Annotated in this window: 22 protein-coding genes; 9 read left to right on the forward strand and 13 right to left on the reverse strand. The window is 61.5% G+C overall.

What is annotated here, in order from left to right; genetic code table 11:
* Positions 1-42 precede the first annotated feature (42 nt).
* The 6 genes from F2P46_RS18910 (at position 43) to F2P46_RS18935 (ending at position 8,256) form a co-directional block, all read left to right on the forward strand.
* Positions 43-1,416: an NAD(P)-dependent oxidoreductase gene (locus tag F2P46_RS18910; protein WP_166892975.1), complete on the forward strand. Its 1,374-nt coding sequence runs from the start codon at positions 43-45 to the stop codon at positions 1,414-1,416.
* Positions 1,409-2,686, forward strand: coding sequence for an NAD-dependent dihydropyrimidine dehydrogenase subunit PreA (preA, locus tag F2P46_RS18915; protein WP_166892978.1), 1,278 nt, complete (start codon positions 1,409-1,411; stop codon positions 2,684-2,686). The genes F2P46_RS18910 and preA overlap by 8 nt, the downstream gene beginning before the upstream one ends.
* A 119-nt stretch (positions 2,687-2,805) precedes the next feature.
* On the forward strand, positions 2,806-4,287 hold the full coding sequence (locus tag F2P46_RS18920; protein ID WP_166892981.1) for an NCS1 family nucleobase:cation symporter-1: 1,482 nt from the start codon (positions 2,806-2,808) through the stop codon (positions 4,285-4,287).
* Positions 4,288-4,315: 28 nt separating this feature from the next.
* Positions 4,316-5,707, forward strand: a complete 1,392-nt coding sequence (hydA, locus tag F2P46_RS18925; protein WP_166892984.1) for a dihydropyrimidinase — start codon at positions 4,316-4,318, stop codon at positions 5,705-5,707.
* A gap of 35 nt (positions 5,708-5,742) precedes the next feature.
* A complete protein-coding gene (locus F2P46_RS18930; protein ID WP_166892987.1) occupies positions 5,743-6,981 on the forward strand; it encodes a Zn-dependent hydrolase in 1,239 nt (412 codons plus the stop codon).
* A 114-nt stretch (positions 6,982-7,095) separates the two neighbouring features.
* Positions 7,096-8,256 (forward strand): zinc-dependent alcohol dehydrogenase, encoded by a 1,161-nt coding sequence (locus F2P46_RS18935; RefSeq protein ID WP_166892990.1) that lies wholly within the window; start codon positions 7,096-7,098, stop codon positions 8,254-8,256.
* A gap of 42 nt (positions 8,257-8,298) precedes the next feature.
* Here the strand turns inward: F2P46_RS18935 and F2P46_RS18940 are convergent, their stop codons facing one another.
* Positions 8,299-10,044 carry an allantoate amidohydrolase gene (locus F2P46_RS18940; RefSeq protein ID WP_208296686.1) on the reverse strand — a complete coding sequence of 582 codons (1,746 nt, stop codon included), beginning with the start codon at positions 10,042-10,044 and terminating at the stop codon, positions 8,299-8,301.
* Positions 10,045-10,121: 77 nt separating this feature from the next.
* Complete coding sequence (locus F2P46_RS18945; protein WP_166892993.1) at positions 10,122-11,060, reverse strand: LysR substrate-binding domain-containing protein; 939 nt, start codon at positions 11,058-11,060, stop codon at positions 10,122-10,124.
* Between the two features lie 122 nt (positions 11,061-11,182).
* Between F2P46_RS18945 and F2P46_RS18950 the strand changes: the two genes are divergently transcribed.
* Together F2P46_RS18950 and F2P46_RS18955 are read left to right on the forward strand one after the other, a co-directional pair.
* On the forward strand, positions 11,183-12,400 hold the full coding sequence (locus tag F2P46_RS18950) for a urate hydroxylase PuuD (protein WP_166892996.1): 1,218 nt from the start codon (positions 11,183-11,185) through the stop codon (positions 12,398-12,400).
* A gap of 18 nt (positions 12,401-12,418) precedes the next feature.
* Positions 12,419-13,648, forward strand: a complete 1,230-nt coding sequence (locus tag F2P46_RS18955) for a M20/M25/M40 family metallo-hydrolase (RefSeq protein WP_208296687.1) — start codon at positions 12,419-12,421, stop codon at positions 13,646-13,648.
* A 160-nt stretch (positions 13,649-13,808) separates the two neighbouring features.
* Here the strand turns inward: F2P46_RS18955 and F2P46_RS18960 are convergent, their stop codons facing one another.
* Entirely contained in the window at positions 13,809-16,160 is a 2,352-nt protein-coding gene (locus tag F2P46_RS18960) for a prolyl oligopeptidase family serine peptidase (RefSeq protein ID WP_166892999.1), read from the reverse strand.
* A gap of 201 nt (positions 16,161-16,361) precedes the next feature.
* Here F2P46_RS18960 and F2P46_RS18965 point away from each other — a divergent pair, with 201 nt between their 5' ends.
* Positions 16,362-17,756, forward strand: coding sequence for a hypothetical protein (locus F2P46_RS18965; RefSeq protein ID WP_166893001.1), 1,395 nt, complete (start codon positions 16,362-16,364; stop codon positions 17,754-17,756).
* Positions 17,757-17,765: 9 nt separating this feature from the next.
* Here the strand turns inward: F2P46_RS18965 and F2P46_RS18970 are convergent, their stop codons facing one another.
* The 10 genes from F2P46_RS18970 to F2P46_RS19015 all read right to left on the reverse strand — a co-directional run bounded on the left by F2P46_RS18970 (position 17,766) and on the right by F2P46_RS19015 (position 24,191).
* The gene (locus F2P46_RS18970) at positions 17,766-18,182 is read right to left on the reverse strand and encodes a DUF6691 family protein (RefSeq protein ID WP_166893004.1); all 417 of its coding nucleotides are present in this window, start codon (positions 18,180-18,182) and stop codon (positions 17,766-17,768) included.
* Complete coding sequence (locus F2P46_RS18975; RefSeq protein WP_166893008.1) at positions 18,179-18,619, reverse strand: YeeE/YedE family protein; 441 nt, start codon at positions 18,617-18,619, stop codon at positions 18,179-18,181. Before F2P46_RS18975 ends, F2P46_RS18970 begins: the two co-directional genes overlap by 4 nt.
* The gene (locus F2P46_RS18980) at positions 18,597-18,944 is read right to left on the reverse strand and encodes a metalloregulator ArsR/SmtB family transcription factor (protein WP_166893011.1); all 348 of its coding nucleotides are present in this window, start codon (positions 18,942-18,944) and stop codon (positions 18,597-18,599) included. Before F2P46_RS18980 ends, F2P46_RS18975 begins: the two co-directional genes overlap by 23 nt.
* Before the next feature lie 354 nt (positions 18,945-19,298).
* Positions 19,299-19,565 carry a hypothetical protein gene (locus tag F2P46_RS18985; protein ID WP_166893013.1) on the reverse strand — a complete coding sequence of 89 codons (267 nt, stop codon included), beginning with the start codon at positions 19,563-19,565 and terminating at the stop codon, positions 19,299-19,301.
* 260 nt (positions 19,566-19,825) lie between these two features.
* Complete coding sequence (locus tag F2P46_RS18990) at positions 19,826-20,530, reverse strand: Imm26 family immunity protein (RefSeq protein ID WP_166893016.1); 705 nt, start codon at positions 20,528-20,530, stop codon at positions 19,826-19,828.
* Positions 20,530-21,228, reverse strand: a complete 699-nt coding sequence (locus F2P46_RS18995; protein WP_166893019.1) for an Imm26 family immunity protein — start codon at positions 21,226-21,228, stop codon at positions 20,530-20,532. The genes F2P46_RS18990 and F2P46_RS18995 overlap by 1 nt, the downstream gene beginning before the upstream one ends.
* Positions 21,229-21,296: 68 nt before the next feature.
* A complete protein-coding gene (locus tag F2P46_RS19000; protein WP_166893022.1) occupies positions 21,297-21,998 on the reverse strand; it encodes an Imm26 family immunity protein in 702 nt (233 codons plus the stop codon).
* A 43-nt stretch (positions 21,999-22,041) separates the two neighbouring features.
* Complete coding sequence (locus F2P46_RS19005; RefSeq protein ID WP_166893025.1) at positions 22,042-22,707, reverse strand: Imm26 family immunity protein; 666 nt, start codon at positions 22,705-22,707, stop codon at positions 22,042-22,044.
* Between the two features lie 77 nt (positions 22,708-22,784).
* On the reverse strand, positions 22,785-23,474 hold the full coding sequence (locus F2P46_RS19010) for an immunity 26/phosphotriesterase HocA family protein (protein ID WP_166893028.1): 690 nt from the start codon (positions 23,472-23,474) through the stop codon (positions 22,785-22,787).
* Between the two features lie 27 nt (positions 23,475-23,501).
* Positions 23,502-24,191 carry an Imm26 family immunity protein gene (locus tag F2P46_RS19015; protein ID WP_166893030.1) on the reverse strand — a complete coding sequence of 230 codons (690 nt, stop codon included), beginning with the start codon at positions 24,189-24,191 and terminating at the stop codon, positions 23,502-23,504.
* Position 24,192: the final 1 nt, after the last annotated feature.

Below are 24,192 nucleotides of genomic sequence, written 5' to 3' on the forward strand. Positions count from 1 at the left end.
CGCAAAGTGGGTGAACATATTATAAAGACAGGGATGTAAACAATGATCGAATCTCTCAAGCACCTGCCGCACGCGGCCAGTTCCAGCGCCGCACTGGCCGAACAGTTCACCGACCTCGCACCGGCGCTGACAAGCCGCCAGGCCGCCATCGAAAGCGCGCGCTGCCTGTACTGCTACGACGCGCCGTGCACGCGCAGCTGTCCGTCCGAAATCGACGTGGCCAGCTTTATCCGCAACATCCACGACCAGAACATCAACGGCGCGGCGGCGGGCATCCTCAAGCAGAACATCCTGGGCGGCAGTTGCGCCCGCGTGTGCCCGACCGAGATCCTGTGCGAAGACGCCTGCGTGCGCAATCACGATGAAGAAGGCCAGCCCGTCAAAATCGGCCTGCTGCAACGCCATGCGCTCGATCACGCCTCGTTTACCTCCTACCCGTTCCAGCGCGCCGAGCGCACCGGCAAAAGAATCGCCGTGGTCGGCGCCGGGCCGGCCGGCCTGTCGTGCGCGCACCGCCTGGCCATGCTGGGCAACGATGTCGTCATCTTCGAGGCACGCGCCAAGTCCGGCGGCCTGAATGAATACGGCATCGCCAAGTACAAGCTGACCGGCGACTTCGCCCAGCGCGAGGTGGAATTCCTGCTCAGTATCGGCGGCATCGACGTGCAGCACGGCCGCATCCTCGGCGTGAACCTGCACCTGCACGAGCTGCACGCGCAGTACGACGCCGTGTTCCTGGGCCTGGGCCTGAACGCCAGCCGCCAGCTTGGACTGACCGGCGAAGACGCGCCGGGCCTGATGGCGGCGGTCGACTACATCGCCGACCTGCGCCAGGCAACCGACCTGGCGACGCTGCCGGTGCCTAAGCGCGCCATCGTCATCGGCGCCGGCAACACGGCAATCGACATGGCGGTGCAGATCAAGCGCCTCGGCGCGGAAGACGTGACGCTGGTCTACCGGCGCGGTGCGGAGTCGATGAGCGCGACGCACCACGAACAGGATATCGCCAAGGCCAATATGGTGCGTATCCGTACCTGGGCGGCGCCGCTGGAAGTGCTGCTCGACGATGCGGGCCGCGTGCGCGGCATGCGCTTTGAAGAAACGCGCCTCGATGGCGGACGCCTGAACGGCACCGGCGCCTTTATCGAGATCGCCGCCGATGCCGTGTTCAAGGCGATCGGCCAGAGCATGGACCCGGTGGGTTTGTCGGACCAGATGGCGCAGCAGATCACGCGCGAGGGCGACAAGATCCACGTTGACGCGCAGTTCCGCACGGCGCTGACGGGCATTTACGCCGGCGGCGATTGCGTCGCGCCGGGGCAGGACTTGACGGTTCAAGCAGTCCAGCATGGCAAGCTGGCGGCGATGGCCATTCACAATGACATCCAATTCAAGGTGGAGGCTTCCCATGGCTGACCTGAGCATCGAATTTTGCGGCATCAAGTCCCCCAATCCGTTCTGGCTGGCCTCCGCGCCACCGACCGACAAGGCCTACAACGTGGTGCGTGCCTTCGAGGCGGGATGGGGCGGGGTGGTCTGGAAGACGCTCGGCGAAGACCCGGCCGCGGTCAACGTGTCGTCGCGCTACTCCGCCTTGTATGGCAAGAACCGCGAGGTGATCGGCTTTAACAACATCGAACTCATTACCGACCGCTCGCTGGAGATCAACCTGCGCGAAATCACGCAGGTGAAAAAGGACTGGCCGGACCGCGCCATGATCGTCTCGCTCATGCTGCCGTGCGAAGAAGCGCTGTGGGCCGAGATTTTGCCCAAGGTCGAGGCGACCGGCGCGGATGGCATCGAGCTCAATTTCGGCTGCCCGCACGGCATGCCGGAACGCGGCATGGGCGCGGCGGTGGGGCAGGTGCCCGAATACGTGGAGATGGTCACGCGCTGGTGCAAGAAGCACTCGACGCTGCCGGTGATCGTCAAGCTCACGCCGAACATCACCGACGTGCGTAAACCTGCGCGCGCGGCCAAGGCCGGTGGGGCCGATGCGGTTTCGCTGATTAACACCATCAACTCGATCACGCACCTTGACCTGGACCGCATGGTGGCGCTGCCGATCGTGGGCAATGCGAGCACGCACGGCGGCTACTGCGGCGCGGCGGTCAAGCCGATTGCGCTGAACATGGTCGCCGAAATCGCGCGCGATCCGGAGACGCATGGCTTGCCGATTTCGGGCATCGGCGGCATCGGCAACTGGCGCGATGCGGCCGAATTCATCGCGCTGGGCGCCGGATCGGTGCAGGTATGCACCGCCGCAATGCTGCACGGATTCCGGATCGTGGAGGAGATGAAGGACGGCCTGTCGCGCTGGATGGACGAGAAGGGCTACAAGACCATTGCGGAGTTTTCGGGCAAGGCGGTACCCAATACGACTGACTGGAAATACCTGGACATGAACTACCAGGTGATCGCGCAGATCGACCAGGACAAGTGCATCAAGTGCGGCAAATGCTATGTGGCGTGCGAAGATACATCGCACCAGTCGATCGCCCAGTTGATCGACGCGGCGGGCACGCGCACGTACGAAGTGATCAAATCGGAGTGCGTTGGGTGTAATCTGTGCGAGATTACCTGTCCGGTGGAGGCGTGCATCACGATGGTGCCGCAGGAGACCGGGAAGGCGTATATGAACTGGACGCAGGACCCGAGGAACCCCAGGGCCGAAGTCGTCAGCTAGTGCGTCGTTCCCGCGAAGGCGGGAACCCAATTTCGTTCCGTAGTCACAGGCGGATCGATCAACTTGGGTTCCCGCCTGCGCGGGAACGACGGATCGTCACCATTCAGGAGAACACCACTGTGAGCAACGACCTGTCCGCCAACACCCAGCTCTGGAACGAAGACCTCGCGCCCACCTCCGACGCGCAGCGTACCTGGCGCTGGTATCACTTCGCCGCCCTGTGGGTCGGGATGGTCATGTGCATCCCGGCCTACACGCTGTCGGCCAGCCTGATCGAAGGCGGCATGTCCGGCTACCAGGCGGTGCTCACGGTCTTCATCGCCAACGCCATCGTGCTGCTGCCCATGCTGCTGATCGGCCATGCCGGCACCAAGTACGGCATTCCCTACGCCGTCCTCGCGCGCGCCTCGTTCGGCACCACCGGCGCCCGCATTCCGGCCCTGATGCGCGCCATCGTAGCCTGCGGCTGGTACGGCATCCAGACCTGGTTCGGCGGCAGCATGATCTACACGCTGCTCGGCGTGATGATGGGAGCCGAAATCGGCGGCGCCAAAATCGCTGGCCTCGGCATCAACGGCATGCAGTTGCTGTGCTTTCTCGCCTTCTGGGCGATCCAGTTCTACTACATCGTGCACGGCATGGAGTCGATCCGCAAGCTCGAAACCTGGACCGCGCCACTCAAGATCCTGATCTGCTTCGTGCTGCTTGGCTGGGTGCATAACAAGGCGGGCGGTTTCGGCCCGCTGCTCGAACAACCCTCGCAGTTCGTCGAAGGCGGCAAAAAGGCCGGCCAGTTCTGGTCCACCTTCTGGCCCTCGCTGACCGCCATGGTGGGTTTCTGGGCCACGCTGGCGCTGAACATCCCCGACTTCACGCGCTTCGCCAAGACCCAGCGCGACCAGATCATCGGCCAGTCAGTCGGCCTGCCGCTGCCAATGGGCCTGCTGGCGGCGCTGGCCGTGATCGTGACCTCGGCCACCGTGGTCTTGTACGGCAAGGCGATCTGGGACCCGGTCGACCTGGCCAGCCGAATGACCGGCATCGCCGTGCTGATCGCGCTGATTGTGCTGCTGGTCGATACCGTCAGCGTCAACCTGGCCGCCAACCTGGTTGGCCCGGCCTACGATTTTTCGTCGCTGGCGCCCAAGCACATTACCTACCGCACCGGCGGCTACATCACGGCCGGCATCGCGCTGGTGATGATGCCGTGGAAGATCCTCGAATCGACCGAGGGCTATATCTTCACATGGCTGATCGGCTACTCGGCGCTGCTCGGTCCCATCGCCGGCATCATGATCATCGACTACTACTTCATCCGCAAGACCGAGCTGCATATCCCGAGCCTGTACCGCGACGATGGCGCCTACTCGTACGGGAACGGCTGGAACGTGGCGGCGGTCGTCGCTTTCGTGGTCGGCGTGCTGCCGAATATTCCCGGCTTCCTGAATGCGGCGTTTCCGGCCTCGTTCCCCGGCGTGGGCGCCTTGTTCAAGACACTGTATACATATGCGTGGTTCGTCGGCATCGCCATTTCCGCAGTGGTGTACGGCGTGATGATGAAGGGGAAGGCAGTACCGACCCTCGCTACCATCCGTACCTGAATATCCGTTTGCTTTACAGGAGAGATTTATGACCACGATTATCCGCGGCGGCACGGTCGTCAACGCAGACCGCGCCTTCCGCGCCGATGTGCTCTGCGACGGCGACAAGATCGTCGCCATCGGTGAGCGGCTCGATGCGCCCCTTCACGCCACCGTGATCGACGCCGGCAGCCAGTACGTCATGCCCGGCGGGATCGACACGCACACCCACATGCAACTGCCGTTCATGGGCACCGTGACGGCCGACGATTTCTTTACCGGCACCGCCGCCGGACTCGCGGGCGGCACCACGACCATCATGGACTTCGTCATTCCGAACCCGCAGCAGTCCTTGCTGGAGGCTTACCACACGTGGCGCGGCTGGGCCGCCAGGTCGGCGGGCGACTACACTTTTCACGTCGCGGTGACGTGGTGGAGCGACAAGGTGCACGAAGAGATGGGCGTGCTGGTGCGCGATCATGGCGTGAACAGCTTCAAGCACTTCATGGCGTACAAGAACGCCATCATGGCCGACGACGAAACGCTGGTGAAGAGCTTTACGCGCGCCCTGGAACTGGGCGCGATTCCGACCGTACACGCCGAAAATGGCGAACTGGTTTTCCAGTTGCAGCAAGACCTGCTCCGCAAAGGCATTACCGGCCCGAGCGCGCATCCGCTCTCGCGTCCTCCCGAGGTGGAGGCGGAAGCGGCCAACCGCGCCATTGCGATTGCCAATGTGCTCGGCACGCCGGTATATATCGTGCATGTGTCGTGCGCCGAGTCGCTCGATGCGATTTCGCGCGCGCGGGCCAAGGGCCAGCGCGTGTACGGCGAGGCGCTGGCGGGGCACCTGGTGATCGACGACAGCGTGTACCAGAGCGCCGATCTCGATTTCGCGCGCGGGCATGTGATGAGCCCTCCGTTTCGCAGCAAGCACCATCAGGCCGCGCTGTGGCAGGGGCTGCGCGGCGGTAACCTGCATACGACGGCCACCGATCACTGCACCTTCTGCGCGGAGCAAAAGGCGGCGGGGCAGGACGACTTTACCAAAATTCCCAACGGCTGCGGCGGCGTCGAGGACCGCATGTCGGTGGTGTGGGATGCGGGCGTCAATTCGGGCATGCTCACGCCATCCGAATTCGTGCGCGTGACATCGACGAACGCGGCGCAGATTTTCAATATGTACCCGCGCAAGGGCGTGGTGGCCGTGGGCGCCGATGCCGATCTGGTGGTGTGGGACCCGGAAGGCACGCGCACCATTTCGGCCAGCACGCAGTTCGCCAGGGGCGGCTTCAACGTCTTCGAAGGGCGCACCGTCAAGGGCATTCCTTCGCATACCCTGCACGCGGGGAACGTGGTGTTTGCAAAGGGCGAACTGCGCGCGGTCGAAGGCGCGGGGCGGCATGTGAACCGGCCCGCATTCACCAAGACCCATGCCTGATATCCCGTCGCACGTCTTCAACTCTGGAGTGATCAATGAACGATCTGCGCATTAACGGCGAGCGCCTGTGGGCCTCGCTGATGGAACTGGCCAACATCGGCGCCACGCCAAAAGGCGGCGTCAAGCGCCTCGCCCTCACGGACCTCGACAAGCAGGGGCGCGACCTGGTGGTCGGCTGGGGCAAGCAAGCCGGCATGTCGATCACGGTCGACCAGATCGGCAACGTCTTCATGCGCCGCGAAGGCCGCAATCCGGCGCTGCCGCCGATCATGACCGGCAGCCATATCGACACCCAGCCAACCGGCGGGAAATTCGATGGCAACTACGGCGTGCTCGCTGGCCTGGAAGTGGTGCGCACCCTGAACGACCAGCACATCACGACCGAAGCACCGGTCGAAGTGGCTTTCTGGACCAATGAAGAAGGCTCGCGCTTCGTGCCGGTGATGATGGGCTCCGGCGTCTTCTGCGGCGCCTTCAGCCTGGAGACGGCCTACGCCGCCAAAGACACCGAAGGCAAAAGCGTCAGGGATGAACTGGCGCGCATCGGCTACATGGGCGAGCAGGTCCCCGGCCAGCACCCGATCGGCGCCTATTTCGAGACCCATATCGAACAAGGCCCGGTGCTGGAAGATGCCGACAAGGTGATCGGCGTGGTGCCGGCCGTGATGGGATTGTCGTGGTACGACTGCGTGGTCACCGGCATGGAGGCGCACGCCGGCCCCACGCCCATGGGCCTGCGCAAGGATGCGCTGCAGGTGTCCACCCACATCATGCAGGAGGTGGTGAAGATCGCGAACCGCTATCCGCCTTATGGGCGCGGCACGGTGGGCATGGTGCAGCTGTTCCCGAACAGCCGCAACGTGATTCCGGGCGAGGTCAAATTCAGCATCGACCTGCGCAACGTGAACGATGAATTGCTCAACACCATGCACGAGGAGATGCTGGCGTTTATCGACAAGACGCGCAGCGACTCCGGGCTGGCCATTTCGATCGAGCGCGTGTCGTACTATCCGCCTTGTCCGTTCCATCCAGACTGCGTGGGTGCGGTGCGCGAGGCGACCGCCAAACTTGGCTACTCGACGATGGACGTGGTCTCCGGCGCCGGCCACGACGCCATTTACGCCGCCCGCCTGGCCCCGGCCGGGATGATCTTCGTGCCCTGCAAGGACGGTATCAGCCACAACGAAATCGAGGACGCCAAGTCGGAGCACCTCGAAGCCGGCTGTAACGTACTGCTGCATGCCATGCTGGAACGGGCCAAGATCGTCGCCTGATAATTTCACTTAAGAAATCACGTCGGCGTTTTCCTACCGCTACGCACGGATTGTGCTGATTCGTGCGTCGGAGTTTGCTTGTTAGGCTGTCCTTTTCCATGAGGAGGACAGTTCATGCGCGCTTTAACCTATCACGGCAGCAACGACGTCAAGGTTGACAACGTCCCCGACCCGATTTTGCAGGAGCCGGACGACATCATCCTGAAAGTGACTGCCACCGCGATCTGCGGATCGGACCTGCACATGTATCGCGGGAAGATTCCGGCGATGAAAAGCGGCGATATCCTGGGCCATGAATTCATGGGCGAAGTCGTCGAGACGGGTCCCAACGTCACCAGGCTGCACAAGGGCGACCGCGTGGTGGTGCCGTTCGTGATCGCATGCGGCAGCTGCTTTTTTTGCGATATGGACCTGTATTCGGCGTGCGAGACGACCAACCCCGATCGCGGTTCGATCATGAACAAGAAAAGCCTGCGCTCGGGCGCGGCGCTGTTCGGTTTCAGCCATTTGTATGGCGGCGTGCCGGGCGGGCAGGCCGAATACGTGCGCGTGCCGAAGGCGAATGTTGGGCCGATCAAGATCCCCACGAACCTGGCGGACGAGCAGGTGCTGTTCCTGAGCGATATTCTGCCGACCGGTTATCAGGCGGTGCTCAACACGGGCGTGGGCAAGGGCGGGAGCCTGGCGATTTTTGGCGCGGGGCCGGTGGGACAGATGGCTGCGGCCAGCGCGCGCATGCTGGGGATCGAGAAGATTTTCATGGTCGACCATCACAAGTTCCGGCTTGATTTTGCACAGAAAACCTATGGCGTCATTCCGGTCAATTTCGAGGACTGCGACGCTGCGGAGTTCATCCTCGATCACACCGATGCGCGCGGTGTCGATGGCGTGGTGGAGGCGGTCGGATTCGAAGCGAAGGGCAGTGCGGTGGAAACCGTAATGACCAATCTCAAGCTCGAAGGCAGCAGCGGCAAGGCGCTACGCCAGTGTATCGCGGCGGTGCGGCGCGGCGGAACGGTCAGCGTACCGGGTTTGTATGCCGGGTTTATTCACGGCTTCCTGTTCGGCGATATCTTCGAAAAGGGCATCGGGATCAAGGCGGGGCAGACGCACGTGCAGAAGCATATGCCGGAACTGCTCAAGTTCATCGAAGAAGGCAAGCTGCATCCGGATGTGATTATCTCGCACCGCCTGAATCTGTCGCAGGCGGCGGAGGGCTACAAGATGTTCGATAAAAAAGAGGATGAGTGCCGAAAAGTCGTGCTGACGCCGTAACACGTCGTTCCCGCAGGCGGGAACGACGAACTGGCGACGGAGCTAGGCGAGGCTGCGCAGGAAATCGAGCAGCACCTGCGCCGCCATCTCCGCATCGTCCGCCGTCATGGTTTCGAGCCGGTTGTGGCTGATCCCGCCATTCCCGCAGCGGACAAACAACATGGCCACATCGGTGATCTTGGCCATCGCCATCGCATCGTGCCCGGCGCCTGAAGCGAGGTCGTGACGCGGCAAGCCGGCGCGTTCGATCGCCTCACCGAGCCGCTCCATCAACGCCGGCGCGCACGGCGCGGCCGGCGCCGACACAATCTGCTCGATCTGCATGTCCACGTGCCGGCGCCCGCAGATCGCTTCGATGCCGTCCAATATATCCTTGACCGCGGCGTGGCGCACGGCGTCGTCCGCAGCGCGGATATCGAGCGACAGCTTGCAGTGACCAGGAATCACATTCACCGATCCGTTCGGCACCTGCAACTGGCCTACAGTGCCGACCAGCGACCCGGCGCCGCTGCAGCGCCGCTCGACCAGCAGCACGATTTCCGCCGCCGCTGTCGCCGCATCCTTGCGCATGTTCATCGGCGTGGTGCCAGCGTGGCTGGCCAGCCCGGTCAGCTCGACCAGGTAACGCGAGCTGCCGGCAATCGCGGTCACCACGCCGACCGCGAGGCCGCGTTCCAGCAGCACCGGTCCCTGTTCGATATGCACTTCGACGAACCCCAGCACATCGGCCGGATTGCGCGCAATGTCCGCAATCGCCTCAGGATGGTGGCCGGCCGCCGTCAGTGCTTCCAGCATGGTTACGCCGGCGGCGTCCACCTGCTCCAGCAGCGCCATGTCGAACTGACCGATCACCGCGTTACTGCCCAAGAAGGTGCTGCGAAAGCGCACGCCTTCTTCTTCCGCAAAACCGACTACCTCAAGGTGATAGGGCAGGCGCTCGCCGCGTTCGTGCAGGTGGCGCACCACCGCAATCGGCAGCAGGATGCCGAGGCGCCCGTCGTACTTGCCGCCATCGCGCACGGTGTCGTAGTGCGAGCCGGTCATCAGCGTCCTGGCGTCCGGGTCGAGCGACAGATAGCGCCCGACCACATTGCCGACGGCGTCGATGGTGGTCTGCATGCCGGCTTCGCGCATCCACTCGGCCAGTTGCGCCGCGGTGCGCTGGTGTACCTTGGTCATGTAGGAACAGGTCAGGCCGTCGTCCGCTTCGCTCCATGCGCCGATGGTCTCGGCCCATTGCATTACGGTGGGGCCGAATGCGGGCGTCAGTTCAAGCAGGTCGTTGATGCGCAGTTCGGCGATGCGGTGGATCTGGCGCAAGCTCTCTGCCATTTCGTCGGGGCGCTGGTTTTTCAGGCGCCGCGTGAAGGTGTCGATGATCGCGCTGCGCGTGAGGCCATTGCCGTCCGGCCCCTTGACCGCGAGGATGAACGGAAAGCCGAAGCGGGCGTTGTAGTCGGCATTGAGCTTGTGCAGGGTCGCGTATTCTTCGGCGCTGCACAGGTTCAGGCCGGACCTGGCCTGTTCGTTGGTGGACTCCTGCGTCAGTTCACCGGCGATGGCGGCTTTGCCGGCCAGTTCGGGGTGGGCGCGGATCAGGCCAAGCTGTTCGTCCACGCTGGCCTTGGTCACCGCCGTTTGCAGCGCGTACTTGAGCGCCGCGACGGTGACAAACGGGCGTCCAGTCAATGCGCGTTCGGGAATCCACGGCGAGTGTTCATAGATACCGCGCAGAGTGTCGACAAAGGCCGCCGCGTCGCAGCTGTTCAAATCCGTTAATGTAGTCATGGGGTTTCCATCTTTGATGACCGATCATAAGCGCTGGCCGCGTTGCGAACATACGAGCCAGCTGATAAGCGCTATCGCTACTGCTGCACCAGCGCCTTGGCCGCCGCGCTGACCTGGTCGCGCAGCCATTTGTGTTCGGGCGCCTGGTGCACGCGCTCGTGCCACAACTGGTAAAACCGCATCGGCGGGAACTTGACCGGCACCGTGAAGCTTTTGAGCGGCAGCGTTTTTTCGTAAAAGCGCATGAACTGGCGCCCGGTGGTCAGTACCAGGTCGGTTTGCGTCAGCATATACGGAATCAGGCCGAAATAGGCCGATTCCACCGCCACCTTGCGCTGCATGCCCTGGCGTTCGAGGAAGGCGTCGATCACGCCGTGGTAACCGGGCAGCATCTGCGACGGCGCCACGTGGGGCAGGGTGAGGTAGTCCTCGACCGTCATGGCGTCGCTGGCGGTGCGCTTGGCGTACGGGCTGTCGGCGCGCATGGTGCAGATGATCGGGTCTTCGAACAGCTTGGAGATGTGCAGGTGCGCGGGAGGCTCATCCCAGTTGGCGATGACAAGGTCCATGTCGCCATCCGAGAGCATGCGCACGTAATCCACCCCACCTCCCAGGCTGTGGATCACCACGCGGCTGTTGGGCGAACCGCGCCGCAGCGCCGCCACCACGTTTGGCAGGAACTGACTGTCGAGGTAATCCGGCGCGGCGATGTGGAAGGTGCGCGCTTCTTCCTGCGGCACGAAAGGCGATTTTTTGACGAACAGGCTCTCGGTTTCGTCGAGGATGCGCTTGGCGGGTTTGAGCAGGCTCTCGCCATGCTGGGTCGGCACCATGCCGCGCGCGCCGCGCACCAGCAGCGGGTCGCCGGTCAGTTCGCGCAGTTTGCGCAGCGAAGCCGAGATCGAGGGCTGCGGCTGATTGAGCTTGAGCGCCACGCGCGAGACGTTTTTTTCGACCAGCAGCAGGTACAAGATGCGAATCAGGTGCAGGTCGAGGTGTTGGGGAAGGCTGGACATCGTTATGTATATGAATTCGAGTATGTGGAATATACGCGATATTTCATGTCATGACACTTGAATCAGTTTATCTTGGGTAAATTCGCGCTACTATCGCCGCAGCCCACGCAACAAGGAAACCCATGGAAGTGTTCGGATACCTGCTCCCCTACGGCCTCGAATGGCTCAACCTCATCGTGCGCTGGCTGCACGTGATTACCGGTATCGCCTGGATCGGCGCATCGTTTTACTTCGTCTGGCTGGACAATACCATCCGTCCGCCCGCGCCGGGTTCCGAGCTGGCCAACAAGGGTGTATCGGGCCAATTGTGGGCGGTGCATGGCGGTGGCTTCTACAACCCGCAAAAATACTTGGTGGCGCCGGCCGAACTGCCCAAGGAGCTGCACTGGTTTAAGTGGGAAGCCTATTCCACGTGGCTGTCGGGCTTTGCGCTGCTCACCATTGTTTACTACTTCAACGCGCAGGCGATGATGGTCGATAAGGCCGTGGCGGACTTGACGTCAATGCAGGCGATCGGCATCGGCATCGGCAGCCTGGTGGTCGGCTGGACCGTGTACGACCTGCTGTGCCGCTCCCCGCTCGGCAAGCGCGACCTGCCGTTCGGGATCGTGATGTTCGTATTCCTGGTGGCCAGCGCGTATGTGCTGAACAAATACCTGAGCGGGCGCGCGGCCTACATTCATGTGGGCGCGATGATCGGCACCATGATGGTAGCCAATGTGCTGATGCTGATCATTCCGGGCCAGCGCAAGATGGTCGCGGCGATGACGTCGGGCCAGCAGCCGGACCCGATCCATGGCCTCAAGGCCAAGCAGCGCAGCGTGCATAACAACTACTTCACCTTGCCGGTCCTGTTCATCATGATCAGCAATCACTATGCGATGACCTACCGTCACGAGCATGCGTGGGCGGTGCTGGCCGGGATCATGGCGGCCGGTGTGTTGATCCGCCACTTCTTCAACCTGCGCCATCGTGGCCGCGTGGAGTGGCGCTATCCGCTGGCCGGCGTTGCGCTGTTGCTGGCGGTGGCGATTGCCATCGCCCCCAAGGCGCCCGCCGCTGCGGTGGCGGGTGGTGACACGGCGGCGCAGTTCGCGCAGGTGCGGGCCATCATCACGCAGCGCTGCGCCACATGCCATGCCGACCATCCGACACAACCGGGGTTTGCCAGCGCGCCGGCCGGCGTCATGCTGCACAACGCGGACCTGATTCACCAGAACGCAGCGAAAATTTACGAGCAGTCGGTGCGACTGAAGGTTATGCCGATCGGGAACCTGACCAACATGACCGATGCCGAGCGCGCGCAGGTCGCGGCCTGGTTCGAAGCCGGCGCTAAATAGGGACAACAAAGGATAACAATGAACGCACAAGAAAAACTGGTCGACTGGATCGACGCCCACTTCGACGAACAGGTGGCGTTTTTGCAGGAGGTGATTCGCATCCCGACCGACACGCCGCCGGGGAACAACGCGCCGCACGCGGACGCCGTGGCCAGCATGGTCGAAGCACTCGGCTGGAGCGCCGAGAAGCATGCGGTGCCGGCGCAGGCGGTGCGCGACTATGGCATGGAGAGCATCACCAACCTGATCGTGCGCCGGCCGTATGCGGCGGGCGGGCCGACCATTGCGCTCAATGCGCATGGCGATGTGGTGCCGCCGGGCGATGGCTGGGTGCATCCGCCGTATGGCGCGGTGGTGGAAGACGGCTTCATTTACGGACGCGCGGCGGCGGTGTCGAAGAGCGATTTTTCGACATATATTTTTGCTGTGCGCGCGCTGGAAGCGCTGGGCGTGCCGCTCAAGGGTGGCCTGGAACTGCACTTTACTTATGACGAGGAATTCGGCGGTTTGCTGGGACCGGGCTGGCTGCTCGAACAAAAGCTGACCAAGCCGGACTTCGTCATCGCGGCGGGCTTCAGCTATAACATCGTCACCGCGCATAACGCCTGCTTGCAGCTGGAAGTGACCGTGCACGGCAAGTCCGGGCATGGCGCCATGCCGGAAACCGGGCACGATGCGCTGCAGGCGGCCACGCGCATTTTGAATGCGATTTACGGGCAACTGCCGGAACTGAAAAAGATCAAGTCGAAAGTGGCGGGCATCGATTCGCCGACCATGCTGGTGGGCCGCATCGATGGCGGGACCAATACCAACGTGGTGCCGGGGAAAGTGGTGCTGAAGATGGACCGGCGCATGATTCCGGAAGAAGATCCGGTGGCGGTGGAGGCGCAGGTGAGGGCGCTGATCGAGGATGCCGTGCGCGATGAACCGGGGATTCGGGTCGAGATCAGGCGCTTGCTGCTGTCGCACGCGCTGCGGCCCTTGCCGGGGTCGGACAAGCTGGTGGCGAGCCTGCAGAAGAATGGCAGGCAGGTGATCGGCGAGGAGATTACGGCGCAGGGCACGCCGCTGTATGCGGATGCGCGCCTGTATGGCGAGCACGGAATTCCGGCGGTGCTGTATGGCGCCGGGCCGCGCACGGTGCCGGAGTCGAATGCGAAGAAGGCCGATGAACGCCTCGCGCTGGAGGATTTGCGCAAGGCGACCAAGGTGGTGGCGTTGACGTTGCTGGATTTTTTGGCGGTGTGAGGTGATAGCAAACAGTTTCGTTATCCATAAAACCGTCTTTCCCGCGCAGGCGGGAATCCAAGGCATCGTCGCTTAGCAAACATACCTGGGGTTCCCGCCTGCGCGGGAACGACGGTCTTCAGGTTAGCGGTAAAGGAACCGGATCAGTTGATCCTCGACTTTACTTCAACGTCCGCTCGAACAACTGGTAAATCCGCCGATACTGGTCGTACCAGCTTTCCGGCTGCACGAACGCGTGCCGTTCCAGCGGATAGCTGGCCAGTTCCCAGTGATCCTTTTTCAGTTCGATCAGGCGCTGCGCGATGCGCACCGAGTCCTGGTAGAACACGTTGTCGTCCACCATCCCGTGCGAGATCAAGAGGTGCCCGCGCAGCTTGTCCGCGTATTCAATCGGCGACGACTTGCGGTATGCCTCCGGATCGAGATCCGGCGTATTGAGGATGTTCGCAGTGTACTCGTGGTTGTAGGTCGTCCAGTCGGTCACCGGGCGCAGCGCGGCGCCGGCCTTGAACAGGTCCGGCTCGCGCATCAGCGCCATGAAGGTCATGAAGCCGCCGTAACTGCCGCCGTACACGCCAACGTTTTTCAGGTCGCCCTGGTGGTTCGCCGCCATAAAGTTCACGCCATCGACGTAATCTTCCAGCTCCGGATAGCCCATCTGGCGATAAATCGCGGTACGCCATGCGCTGCCGTAGCCTTTTGAAGCACGGTAATCCAGGTCGAGCACGATGTAGCCCTTCTCGACCAGCAGGTTATGGAACATCTGCTCGCGGAAGTACACCGGATAGCGCTTGCTCACATTCTGCAGGTAGCCCGCGCCGTGCACGAACATCACGATCGGGTACTTCTTGCCCGGTTCCAGCGTGGCCGGGCGATACAGCTTGCCCCAGATCTGGCCCGCGCCTTTGGTCGAGGGCACGGCGACGTACTGCGGCTCGATCCAGCTGCGCGCCTTGAACTCCGGCGAGCGCGTGTCGGTCAGCTTGCTCGGTGCGCCGCCACTGACGGCCACCGTCGCCAGCTGCGTCGGCATATAGCTCGACGAGTAGTGCAGCAGCAGCTTGCGCTCGTCCGGCGACAGCGCAAACTGCTCGACGCCTTCGAGCGCGGTCACTTCGCGCAGCCTGGCGTCGGCGCTCGAGACCGCGCACACTTCGTACGTGCCCGGGTTCTTCGGATTGCACATCATGTACGCGGTGGCGCCGTCTGACGACCACTGGATGCGGGTCGCTTCCCACTTGCCCTGCGTGAGCGCGCGCGTCTTGCCGTCGCTGGTGCGGGTGTACAGGTGTGCGTAGCCGCTTTCTTCCGACAGGTACCACAGCGTGCTGTTGTCAGGCAGCCAGCCGAATTCGTTATTGCCCGAATTGACCCAGGCGTTGTCGGTCACGCGGTGGGCCGGCTTGAGCGTGGCGCCGGCCAGGTCGACGGTGGCGATCCAGCGGTCCTTGTTGTCGGCGGCGCGCAGCATCACGGCCAGGCCGGTGCCGCTGCGGTTCCATTCGAGCGCCGCGCCCTCGTCGTCCACGCGCACCACGCGGTTGCCTTTCAGCTCGGGCAGTTTTTGCGCCTTGCGCAGGTCCGCCAGCGGATCGACCGTGATGCCGGGCAGGGTGTCGAAGGACAGGTCGCGCATCTCGCGCGTGGCCAGGTTGACCAGCTTGAGCGTGTGCGCGACAAGCGCGTTGCGGCCCACGCGCGCACGCTGGTCGTCGAATTCTTCGTAGCCCGATTCGGTCACGTAGCGCGGCAGCTTGCCGATGCGGCCTTTGTCGGTCACCTTGGGCGCGGTTACCAGCAGCAGCCAGCGGCCGTCCGGCGACAGGGCGCTGCCGTCGATGACGACTTTGTCGCCCAGGTAGATCGGCGCCGGTGCGCGCGTGGCGTCGGCGCGGCGTTCCTGTTCGGCGCGGTCGCGACCGGCGTCACGGTCTTCCTTCTGGCGCTTGAGGGTGGAGATCAGGCGCAGTTGCAGGTCGCGCAGGTTGTCGGCGTCCGGCGCGGCGGCGGGGTCTTTGGTGGCGCGCACGGCGGCCAATGGCGAAATCAGGCGGTCGGCGCGATTCCAGCCGAGCCACTCGTGGCCGACGCGGAACTGCACGCCGCGCCCGTCGGCGGAATACTGGGGCGCCATGATGCCATTGCTGCCGCGAGTGATCTGGGTCAGCGCGCCGCTTTTCAGGTCGCGCTCGAACAGGTCGCCGTTGCGCAGCATGAGGGAGCGCGTGCGCTCGCGGTTGTAGATTACCTTGTCGCTGTCCAGGTTCGCCAGTTCGGCGTCGCCGACCACGCGCGCTTTGCCGGGCGCGGCCTGGTAGATGTCGCGCAACTGCGACCCGCTGCGTTTCTGTTTGTAGAACACCTGCTTGCCGTCCCAGCTCCACCAGGCGGTTTCCGCCGGCGTGCCGATCCAGTCGGGATGGGCCATCGCCTGGTCTAGGCTGATGGGGTCGGCTGCGACGGCGGGGATGGCCCACAGCGCGGCAAGGAGGGGAAGGACAATTAGGCGCATGGTAAATACAGTTCAGTAGAAAATGAAAGGAAATGCGAGAAGTTGCAGGGTCGCATTCTAGCGCAGGCATGGCGGGCGTGCGGATCTTTGCGGCGGCGTGCGCTTGTGTGGTGCCGGATTGGGAATGACTACGATTTGATATGAGTCAATCGGAAAATTGCTGTATTCGGTACCCTTTTTCTATTTTTTCAGGGACGAGCCATGAATACAGATTCTTCAGATCCAGATGATCCTCAGGCCTTGCGCTCAAAGAAAGCGCTTGCTCGGTGGACATTGTGGCACTCCTACGGTCAGACGATTGTCACGGTGGTGGGCTTGGGCTACCTTGTCACGGTCGCGTTGGGGGTTTTTCTGTCGTTCTTTTATCTCGCGCGACACTCATTCAGTCCCGGTGGGATCTCCGCCGACGATGCGATCAGTTTTGTCTATCTGTTCTTTGCATTTTTAGTGGTTTTGCTGGGCGCTTACTTTCTTGCCTTTATGGCTGGTTTTCCCTTCATGCGGCTGGTCCTGGGGCCGGTTATCAACGTCTTCGCGCGCACCATCTACCTATTCAAGAATCGCAACGGCTCCGCCGGTTCGTCGCCGTTCGAGGCACCGGTCGCATGGCGTCAAGGCCTGTGGCAATGGGGCTGGCTGGCGATGGGGGTAGTACCGCTGGCGGCTTATATAGCGCTATTTTTTGAGCGATACCGTGAGACGCTGCTCCTATCTACGCCGATTTTTACGACGGGCGTGTTCATCAGCTATGTGGTTTTCGGAAAACTACCGGTTCCAGACGCAAGCACCGTTGGCACTGGTTCGCACAGCCGGATCGATGTGTGGATGAGGCAGCGCCCGGAATGGATACAAAAAGCGATCTTATGTTTTTCTCTGTTGGGAGCCGCCACGATTTTTTGCTTCGCCATTTTTCTTGACAGTTCCTGGAGAGTGCTCGGCATTCGCAAGGAAAACGTCGCGGTTCGACTGTCGGAGGAGAACTTCGCGCGTGCCGTGGCGTTTGCAAGCAGGAATGGGATGATCGTTAATCCCTGCGAACAAATTGGTAGCGACACCATATTGCGCGGCGTGGATATCCCCTGGCATAAATTCGGTACGGATGCCTTGGTTATTTTTCCGGCGCTCAAGGACGCGACTGAGACACGTGAGCGACCGAAGCTCCGGCTTGAACCGGAATCGGATGATATCGACGTTATTGAAGAAACCGATTCAGTCAGTTGTGAAGAAGTCGCGACCGACTGGCTTTACAGCGCCGGATCCTCGGCATTGACCCGTAATGGGAGCGCATCTGTTACGCAGCACTTTGCCTGGATGAGGGACGCGGACAAGCATTTGAGAGTGAAGGTTGTGGTTCATCGCGGCAAGACCGACAAACCGCTGGTGGAAGCCGGCAAGTCCCTCACGCAGCGTCAAGCGGAGAGCATGAAGACGATACTGCAAAGCGCCTACGGTTTACCGGCAATGGCGATCGAGGCGGTCGGCGAGGAAGATGCTGTTCCCAAGAGAGAGTGCGACGACGAGCTCAGCACGATGGAGCGGCGCGCCTGCGAAAGAATGAACAGGCGAATCGAGGTATTTATAGCGAGGGAGCCCTGACGGCGGTATTCACGTGGAGCGCCGGTTGCGCCGCGCTTCGATCACTTCGTCGATTAGCATTCCGCCCACCATTGCCGCCACGAAAATCAAGGCGTCGCTGCCGCCGGTGGCCAGCGACGCCAGCGCCGGCCCCGGGCAGTAGCCAGCCACGCCCCACCCAGCGCCGAAGGTCAGCGCGCCGAGCAGCAGGCGACGGTCGATTTTGCGCGCTTCGGGCAGATGCAAGGCGGTCGGGCGCCGCGCCGCAATGCGGAAGGCGAGCGCCGCTACCGGAATGGCCCCGATCATCACCAAGGCCAGCGCGGGATTGAAGTTGCCGGCCAAGTCCAGAAAGCCGATCACCTTGGACGGATCGGTCATGCCCGACAGGATCAGTCCGAGGCCGAAGACCAGGCCGCTGGCGAACGCTGTGATCACGGTTTTCATGCGCTTGCTCCGTTCAACAGATGGCGCAGCATGAACACCGTGATGAAACCGGCCAGCATGAAAGCGGCGGTCGCGGCCAGCGAGCGGGGCGACAGGCGGGCGATGCCGCACACGCCGTGTCCGCTGGTGCAGCCGGAACCGTAGCGGGTGCCGAGTCCGACCAGCAGGCCGCCCACGATCAGGCTCGTCTTGCCGGCTTCGACGTGTACCGCTGGCAAGGGAGCGAACAGGATGAACACGCATGGCGAGAGCACCAGTCCAAGGACAAAGGCGATGCGCCAGCCGAGTTCGCTACGAACCGGACGCAACAAGCCGCCGAGAATGCCGCTGATGCCGGCGATGCGGCCATTTAGCAACAGGAACATGGCTGCGGCCAAGCCGATCACGGCGCCGCCCACCAACGCGCGAACAAGGTCAGGGTTGAGCGGTGGCATCATCTTGCTTCTCCGGGGTGGGCGAACAGAACTGCTGGTACAGCACATCCATGACGGCGGTGGCCTGGGCGCTGCTGAGCGAGTAGAAGATTTGCTTGCCCTCGCGCCGGGTGCTGACCAGTTGCTCGTTGCGCAGCACGGTGAGCTGTTGCGACAGGGTCGGCTGGCGGATGCCGGTCAACTGTTCAAGTTCGCCGACGTTGCGTTCCTGATGTGACAATTGGCACAGCAGGAACAGGCGGTCGCGGTTGACCAGCACTTTCAGCAGCGCGCAAGCCTTGTCGGCCCCGGCGAAGAAGCGTTGAAGATCGAGGTGGTGTTCGGGCATGGTGGGAACGGAAAGTCATTATCAATCTGAATAATATATCACAGCGTAGAATATGACCGCGTTAATTGTTTTGCCGACGATTGCTGAGACCGTGTCCGAATGTCAGACCTGACACCGGGGGAGGGATGTCAGACCTGGCATTGAGGGGGAATGCCAGGCCCGACATCGGAGGGCTTTGTGCGCTGCAGCAGTGGCAGCGCGGTCATGCGTCCGGCCACGAACGCGGCCGGTGAGAAAATCAAGCGTCTTGCTGGTCTTGCTCCGGCTCAGGGCCGTCGCGGAAGAAAATGGCAATGCGTACGGCAAAGGCAATCGCTGCCAGGGCGCCCGGGAGATATTCGATGACTTCCATGATCAACCCCGCGATGCCAGGTTGCGCAGCTCGGCAGCCAGGCTCGGATGCATGCTTTGATAGGCATTTGCCATGACGATCAGCTTGCGGTGGCTGCGCATGCGCGCACGCTCGTTCTGGGTCGGCTTGACCGCCACTTCCTGCGCGATGAACTGGCGCTCTTGCGCGGCAAACAGCGCAGCGGCAAAGGCACGTGCCGCATTGCTGACATCGGTCAGGTAATGGCGGAAGCCTTGGTTCGTCGGTTGGGTGTAGGTGGCGCTGCTCATTTGGAACTCTCCTGGATTAAACGGTGTGTTGTTGCAGTGCAGTATAGGAGAGTCGCAGCTATAAAGAAAATTTTGATTTATGATGCCCCATATCACCATCGTCAATATCAGCCAATTTCTCGGCTATATGCATTATTCGCGCCAGTGATGTTGCTGGGCAATATGAAATGTTCGGATATTAAGATGATGAAAGCGACAAATCGATCACTTGTGGCGCGTCGACGCGGCTTGTGCGCAAGCGCGGTTGTCAGGCGACATGTTCAATTCCCCGTCCAATACAAGGGCTTGCCGGCCAGGTAGCGTTTGATTTCATTTTTTACATTACGGTCGCCACGTGAGGCATACAGGGAATGGCGTCCCGCCACTTTCGCGCTGACCGATTCGCTGATACCGAAAACACCAACGGCAATCCAGTGCGGATCGCCGTAGACAAAGCGCAGATCCCGGTAGCGCTCGTCCGGCGCGAAGTCGGGTGTGTGGCCGATGATGCGCCAGTCGCCTTCGATGCGCGCTTCGAACAGGCTATGGGAACTGATGGAGATCGGTGGAATCAGCCAGGTGTTGATCTTGCCGTAGTCAAATACCGGCTGGCCGGCCGTGTAGTCGAAAAACTCGGCAACCGCACCGATCGTACAGTCGCTGACGATACGGCCGAAGCCCCACCGTCCATCGTCAAGTTGGAAGGCGAATACATCGCCCGGCCTGGCCTTTTGCCGCTTCGGACGTCTGGCGGTTTTGATCGCCACTTGCTTGACGTCGAGTTCTTCGACACCGGAAACGACTTGCTCGTCAACGCTGGCCTTGAATGCGAGAGTCAAGACGTATTGCAGTTCCTGCAAGGTCGGTTTGCGCGACACATCGTACTGATATTCGCGGCTCACATCGCGCAGCAAGTGCCGCACCGAGTCCAGCACGGCATCGCCCACAATGACATCCGGCTTGTCCTGTGAATTCCACCATCCCATTATTTCTCCCGCTTCTGCAGAAGCTGGCTGGCGATGAATTCATTCAAGGTGAAATCATCGTAGGACGCGTATTCCTGCAAGCCGTCGGCTTCGGCGGCGCTGACCGGCGCCTTGTTGCCGTAGATATCGATCGCCATCAGCGTGTTCGGGGTGGACCCGTAGCGGTAACGCAGGCAATCGAATTGTGGGCCGGGCACGAAATCGGGCGTGTGGCCGATGGTGCGCCAATCGCCAATCGAACCGGTCTCCAGCAGCGCGTAACTCTCGATCGGCACCGGAGGCACCAGCCATGTATCGAGCTTGCTGTAATCAAACACTGGTTGATCGGAAAAATAGTCGAAGATCTCGGCAAACGCGCCGACGGAAGCAAGACTGACGACGCGGCCAAACCCGAAACGACCGTCTTCAAGCCGGTACGCAAAAATATCTCCAGGAGCCACTTTGTGTCTTTTCGGACGCATGGCGGTCTTCATCACGACCTGCCGCACGTCGAGTTGGTCAACACCATCGAGAATATCGCAGCCGACATTGACCTTGAAAGCCAAGGTCAGCGCATATTCCAGTTCCCGCAAGGTCGGTTTGCGCGACAGATCTTGGTGGTATTCGCGGCTGACAGCACGCAGAAAATGCCGGACCGAATCGAGCACCGCATCGCCTGTTGTTGCATCCGCCACTTCCGGCACCTTCCACCAACCCATGGTTTCCCCTTAATGTGATTGCGTAGCGGACGTTGCCTGTCTGGCCCCGCATAGCTCGACGCCAGTACTCATTTTTCGTTCTTCAAGGGCGGTACATGCGGTGCGACCAATTTGCCGAATCTCAGATCGTCGTACGCGCAATACTCCGGCAAATTGACCGCATCGGCAGCACTGATGGGTTCTTTGTTTCCGAATACATCGGTGGCGACCAGCGTATTGGGCGAGGAACCATAGACGTAACGCAGGCTATTGAACTGCGCACCCGCAACGAAACCGGGCGACTGTCCGATAATGCGCCAATCTCCCATCGAACGTACTTCCAGCAGCGAATAGCTCTCGATCGGCACCGGCGGTATCAGCCATTTGTCCAGCCGGGAATAGTCGAACACCGGCTGAGCGGCGAAGTAATCGAAAATTTCGGCAAACGCGCCCAGCGACGCATCGCTGACGATGCGTCCGAATCCAAAACGCCCATCCGCTAATTTATATGCAAAGATATCGCCAGGGCTGACTTTTTGCCTTCTCGGTCGTTTGGATGTCTTGAGCACCACCTGCTTGATATCGAGTTCGTCCATGCCGTCCAGCAGAGCGCTGTCGGCGTTGGCCTTCAACGCCAGGGTCAGGGCATATTCGAGTTCCCGCAAGGTCGGTTTGCGCGCCAGGTGGTCCTGATATTCGCGGCTGACATCACGCAGGAGATGCCGCACCGAGTCGAGTACGGCGTCCCCTGTTGTCACACCGGCCGCTTCCGGCGCGTTCCACCAACCCATCTTGTCTCCTTGTTGATTGCGCCGGCGGCGGCGTCAGGTGCGCTTATCGGGCTGCCTTACGCGCTTGAACATGGCTGGCGATATGCTGCTCGAACAGGTAATCGTCCAGGCCGACGTAGCGCGGCAGTCCCTGCGCCTCGGTGGGGGTGATCGGCCCCTTGTTACCATCCATATCCTGCCACATCAGCGTGTTCGGGTTGGAGCCGTACACGTAACGTAAAGCCCTGTATTTGGGTCCGAGCACAAAGTCCGGGGTATGGCCGATAATGCGCCAGTCGCCGATTGAACGCGTTTCGAGCAGCGAATAGCTTTCGATCGGCACCGGCGGCACCAGCCAGGTATCGATCCTGGTGTAATCGAAGACCGGCTGCGCGGCGAAATAGTCGAAGATTTCGGCAAACGCACCGACCGAGGCGTCCGCGATGACCCGGCCGAATCCGAAGCGGCCATCTTCCAGCTTGTAGGCAAACAGATCGCCGGGTGTTACCTTGTGCCTCTTTGGGCGCCTGGCGGTTTTCAGCACGAGCTGTTTCAATTCCAGCTCGTCGATGCCGTCCAGCACAGCGCTGTCGACATTGACCTTGAAGGCCAGGTTCAGTGCGTATTCCAGTTCCTGCAGCGTCGGTTTGCGCGCCAGGCCTTTCTGGTATTCGCCACTGACAGCACGCAGGAAATGCCGCACCGCGTCCAGCACGGCGTCGCCGATCATCATATCGGGCTTTTCCGGTGCATTCCACCATCCCATCGCGTCGTCCTTTCATCCGGGCCAGCATTGTTGGAGCAGTCTCATTGTCGCTTGGCGGCCAGATAGGCTTCAATATCAGCCTTCACATTCGCGTCGCCTCGCATCGAGTAAGATGGATATCGTTTTGCCGCCTCCGCACTGACAGGTTCTTCGTTGTCGTAAATATCGACGGCAGTCCAGTCCGGCGCGCCGTAAACGAAACGCAGATCCTTGTATTGTTCGTCCGGCGTGAACTCCGGCGTATGGCCAATGATCCGCCAGTCGCCTTCAACTTTAGCTTCGAACAGCATATGGGCGCTGATCGTCAGTGGAGGAATCAGCCAGGCGTCGATTTTGCTGTAATCGAATACCGGCTGGCTGGCCGTGTAGTCGAAGAACTCGGCCAGCGCACCAGCCGTCATCTTGATCACGATGCGGCCAAATCCCCAGCGTCCATCGTCAAGCTTGAAGGCGAAAATATCGCCCGGTTTCGCCTTTTGCCGCTTCCCACGCTTCGCGCTCTTGATGCTGACCTGCCTGACTTCAAGCTCTTCAAAACCGGAGACGATATCGTTATCGACGTCGACCTTCATTGCGAGGCTCAGCGCATACTCCAGTTCCTGCAATGTCGGTTTGCGTAACAGGCCGTCCTGATAGGCGCGGCTCACATCGCGGAGGAAATGGCGCACCGTGTCCAGCACGGCGTCACCGGCAGCCACCTCCGGGTTGCCCGGTGCATTCCACCATCCCATCATGCGCTCCTTCGAACCGGCGTGACGCTAAATTGGCTTGCCAGCCAAATAGGCCGCAATGTCATCCTTGACATTCCTGTCCCCGCGTGCGGAATAGGAGGGATATTTTTGCGCGACAGCCGCACTGACCGATTCCGACTTGCCGAAAATATCGACCGCCATCCAAACCGGGTCCCCATACACGAAGCGCAGATCTTTATATCGCTCATCCGGCGTGAAGTCGGGCGTATGACCGATGATCCGCCAATCGCCTTCCACTTGACCTTCGAACAGGGTGTACGGACTGATCGTGATCGGTGGAACCAGCCAGGTGTCGATTTTGCTGTAATCGAACGCCGGCTGGTTGGCCGTGTAGTCGAAGAACTCGGCCAGCGCCCCGATCGACATTTTGGTCACGATGCGGCCAAAACCCCAGCGCCCGTCGTCGAGTTTGTAGGCGAAAATATCGCCCGGCTTCGCCTTTTGCCGCTTCGCGCGCTTGGCGGTCTTGATCGTCACTTGCTTGACTTCGAGCTCTTCGAAGCCGGATACGATCTCGTCGTCGAGGTTGACCTTGAATCCGAGGTTCAGCGCATATTCCAGTTCCTGCAAGGTCGGTTTGCGCGACAAGTCTTCCTGGTACTCGCGGCTGAAGTCGATCAAAAAACGCCGTGTCAAATCGAGCACGGTATCGCCCACGGTCAGATCCGGATTTTCCGGCGCGTTCCACCATCCCATA

This window comes from Massilia sp. CCM 8734 (genome assembly GCF_011682155.1).
Taxonomy (GTDB): Bacteria; Pseudomonadota; Gammaproteobacteria; order Burkholderiales; family Burkholderiaceae_D; genus Telluria_A; species Telluria_A rubra.

Excerpts from the sequence above, each read along its gene's own strand:
- F2P46_RS19015 (WP_166893030.1), bottom strand. The coding sequence starts at position 24,191 with ATGGGATGGTGGAACGCGCCGGAAAATCCGGATCTGACCGTGGGCGAT.
- F2P46_RS18950 (WP_166892996.1), top strand. The coding sequence starts at position 11,183 with ATGGAAGTGTTCGGATACCTGCTCCCCTACGGCCTCGAATGGCTCAAC.
- preA (WP_166892978.1), top strand. The coding sequence starts at position 1,409 with ATGGCTGACCTGAGCATCGAATTTTGCGGCATCAAGTCCCCCAATCCG.
- F2P46_RS18910 (WP_166892975.1), top strand. The coding sequence starts at position 43 with ATGATCGAATCTCTCAAGCACCTGCCGCACGCGGCCAGTTCCAGCGCC.
- F2P46_RS18995 (WP_166893019.1), bottom strand. The coding sequence starts at position 21,228 with ATGGGTTGGTGGAAGGTGCCGGAAGTGGCGGATGCAACAACAGGCGAT.
- F2P46_RS18955 (WP_208296687.1), top strand. The coding sequence starts at position 12,419 with ATGAACGCACAAGAAAAACTGGTCGACTGGATCGACGCCCACTTCGAC.
- F2P46_RS18940 (WP_208296686.1), bottom strand. The coding sequence starts at position 10,044 with ATGACTACATTAACGGATTTGAACAGCTGCGACGCGGCGGCCTTTGTC.
- F2P46_RS18965 (WP_166893001.1), top strand. The coding sequence starts at position 16,362 with ATGAATACAGATTCTTCAGATCCAGATGATCCTCAGGCCTTGCGCTCA.
- F2P46_RS18970 (WP_166893004.1), bottom strand. The coding sequence starts at position 18,182 with ATGAAAACCGTGATCACAGCGTTCGCCAGCGGCCTGGTCTTCGGCCTC.
- F2P46_RS18960 (WP_166892999.1), bottom strand. The coding sequence starts at position 16,160 with ATGCGCCTAATTGTCCTTCCCCTCCTTGCCGCGCTGTGGGCCATCCCC.
- F2P46_RS19010 (WP_166893028.1), bottom strand. The coding sequence starts at position 23,474 with ATGGGATGGTGGAATGCACCGGGCAACCCGGAGGTGGCTGCCGGTGAC.
- hydA (WP_166892984.1), top strand. The coding sequence starts at position 4,316 with ATGACCACGATTATCCGCGGCGGCACGGTCGTCAACGCAGACCGCGCC.
- F2P46_RS19000 (WP_166893022.1), bottom strand. The coding sequence starts at position 21,998 with ATGGGTTGGTGGAACGCGCCGGAAGCGGCCGGTGTGACAACAGGGGAC.
- F2P46_RS18980 (WP_166893011.1), bottom strand. The coding sequence starts at position 18,944 with ATGCCCGAACACCACCTCGATCTTCAACGCTTCTTCGCCGGGGCCGAC.
- F2P46_RS18945 (WP_166892993.1), bottom strand. The coding sequence starts at position 11,060 with ATGTCCAGCCTTCCCCAACACCTCGACCTGCACCTGATTCGCATCTTG.
- F2P46_RS18930 (WP_166892987.1), top strand. The coding sequence starts at position 5,743 with ATGAACGATCTGCGCATTAACGGCGAGCGCCTGTGGGCCTCGCTGATG.
- F2P46_RS18975 (WP_166893008.1), bottom strand. The coding sequence starts at position 18,619 with ATGATGCCACCGCTCAACCCTGACCTTGTTCGCGCGTTGGTGGGCGGC.
- F2P46_RS18935 (WP_166892990.1), top strand. The coding sequence starts at position 7,096 with ATGCGCGCTTTAACCTATCACGGCAGCAACGACGTCAAGGTTGACAAC.
- F2P46_RS19005 (WP_166893025.1), bottom strand. The coding sequence starts at position 22,707 with ATGATCGGCGACGCCGTGCTGGACGCGGTGCGGCATTTCCTGCGTGCT.
- F2P46_RS18990 (WP_166893016.1), bottom strand. The coding sequence starts at position 20,530 with ATGGGATGGTGGAATTCACAGGACAAGCCGGATGTCATTGTGGGCGAT.
- F2P46_RS18985 (WP_166893013.1), bottom strand. The coding sequence starts at position 19,565 with ATGAGCAGCGCCACCTACACCCAACCGACGAACCAAGGCTTCCGCCAT.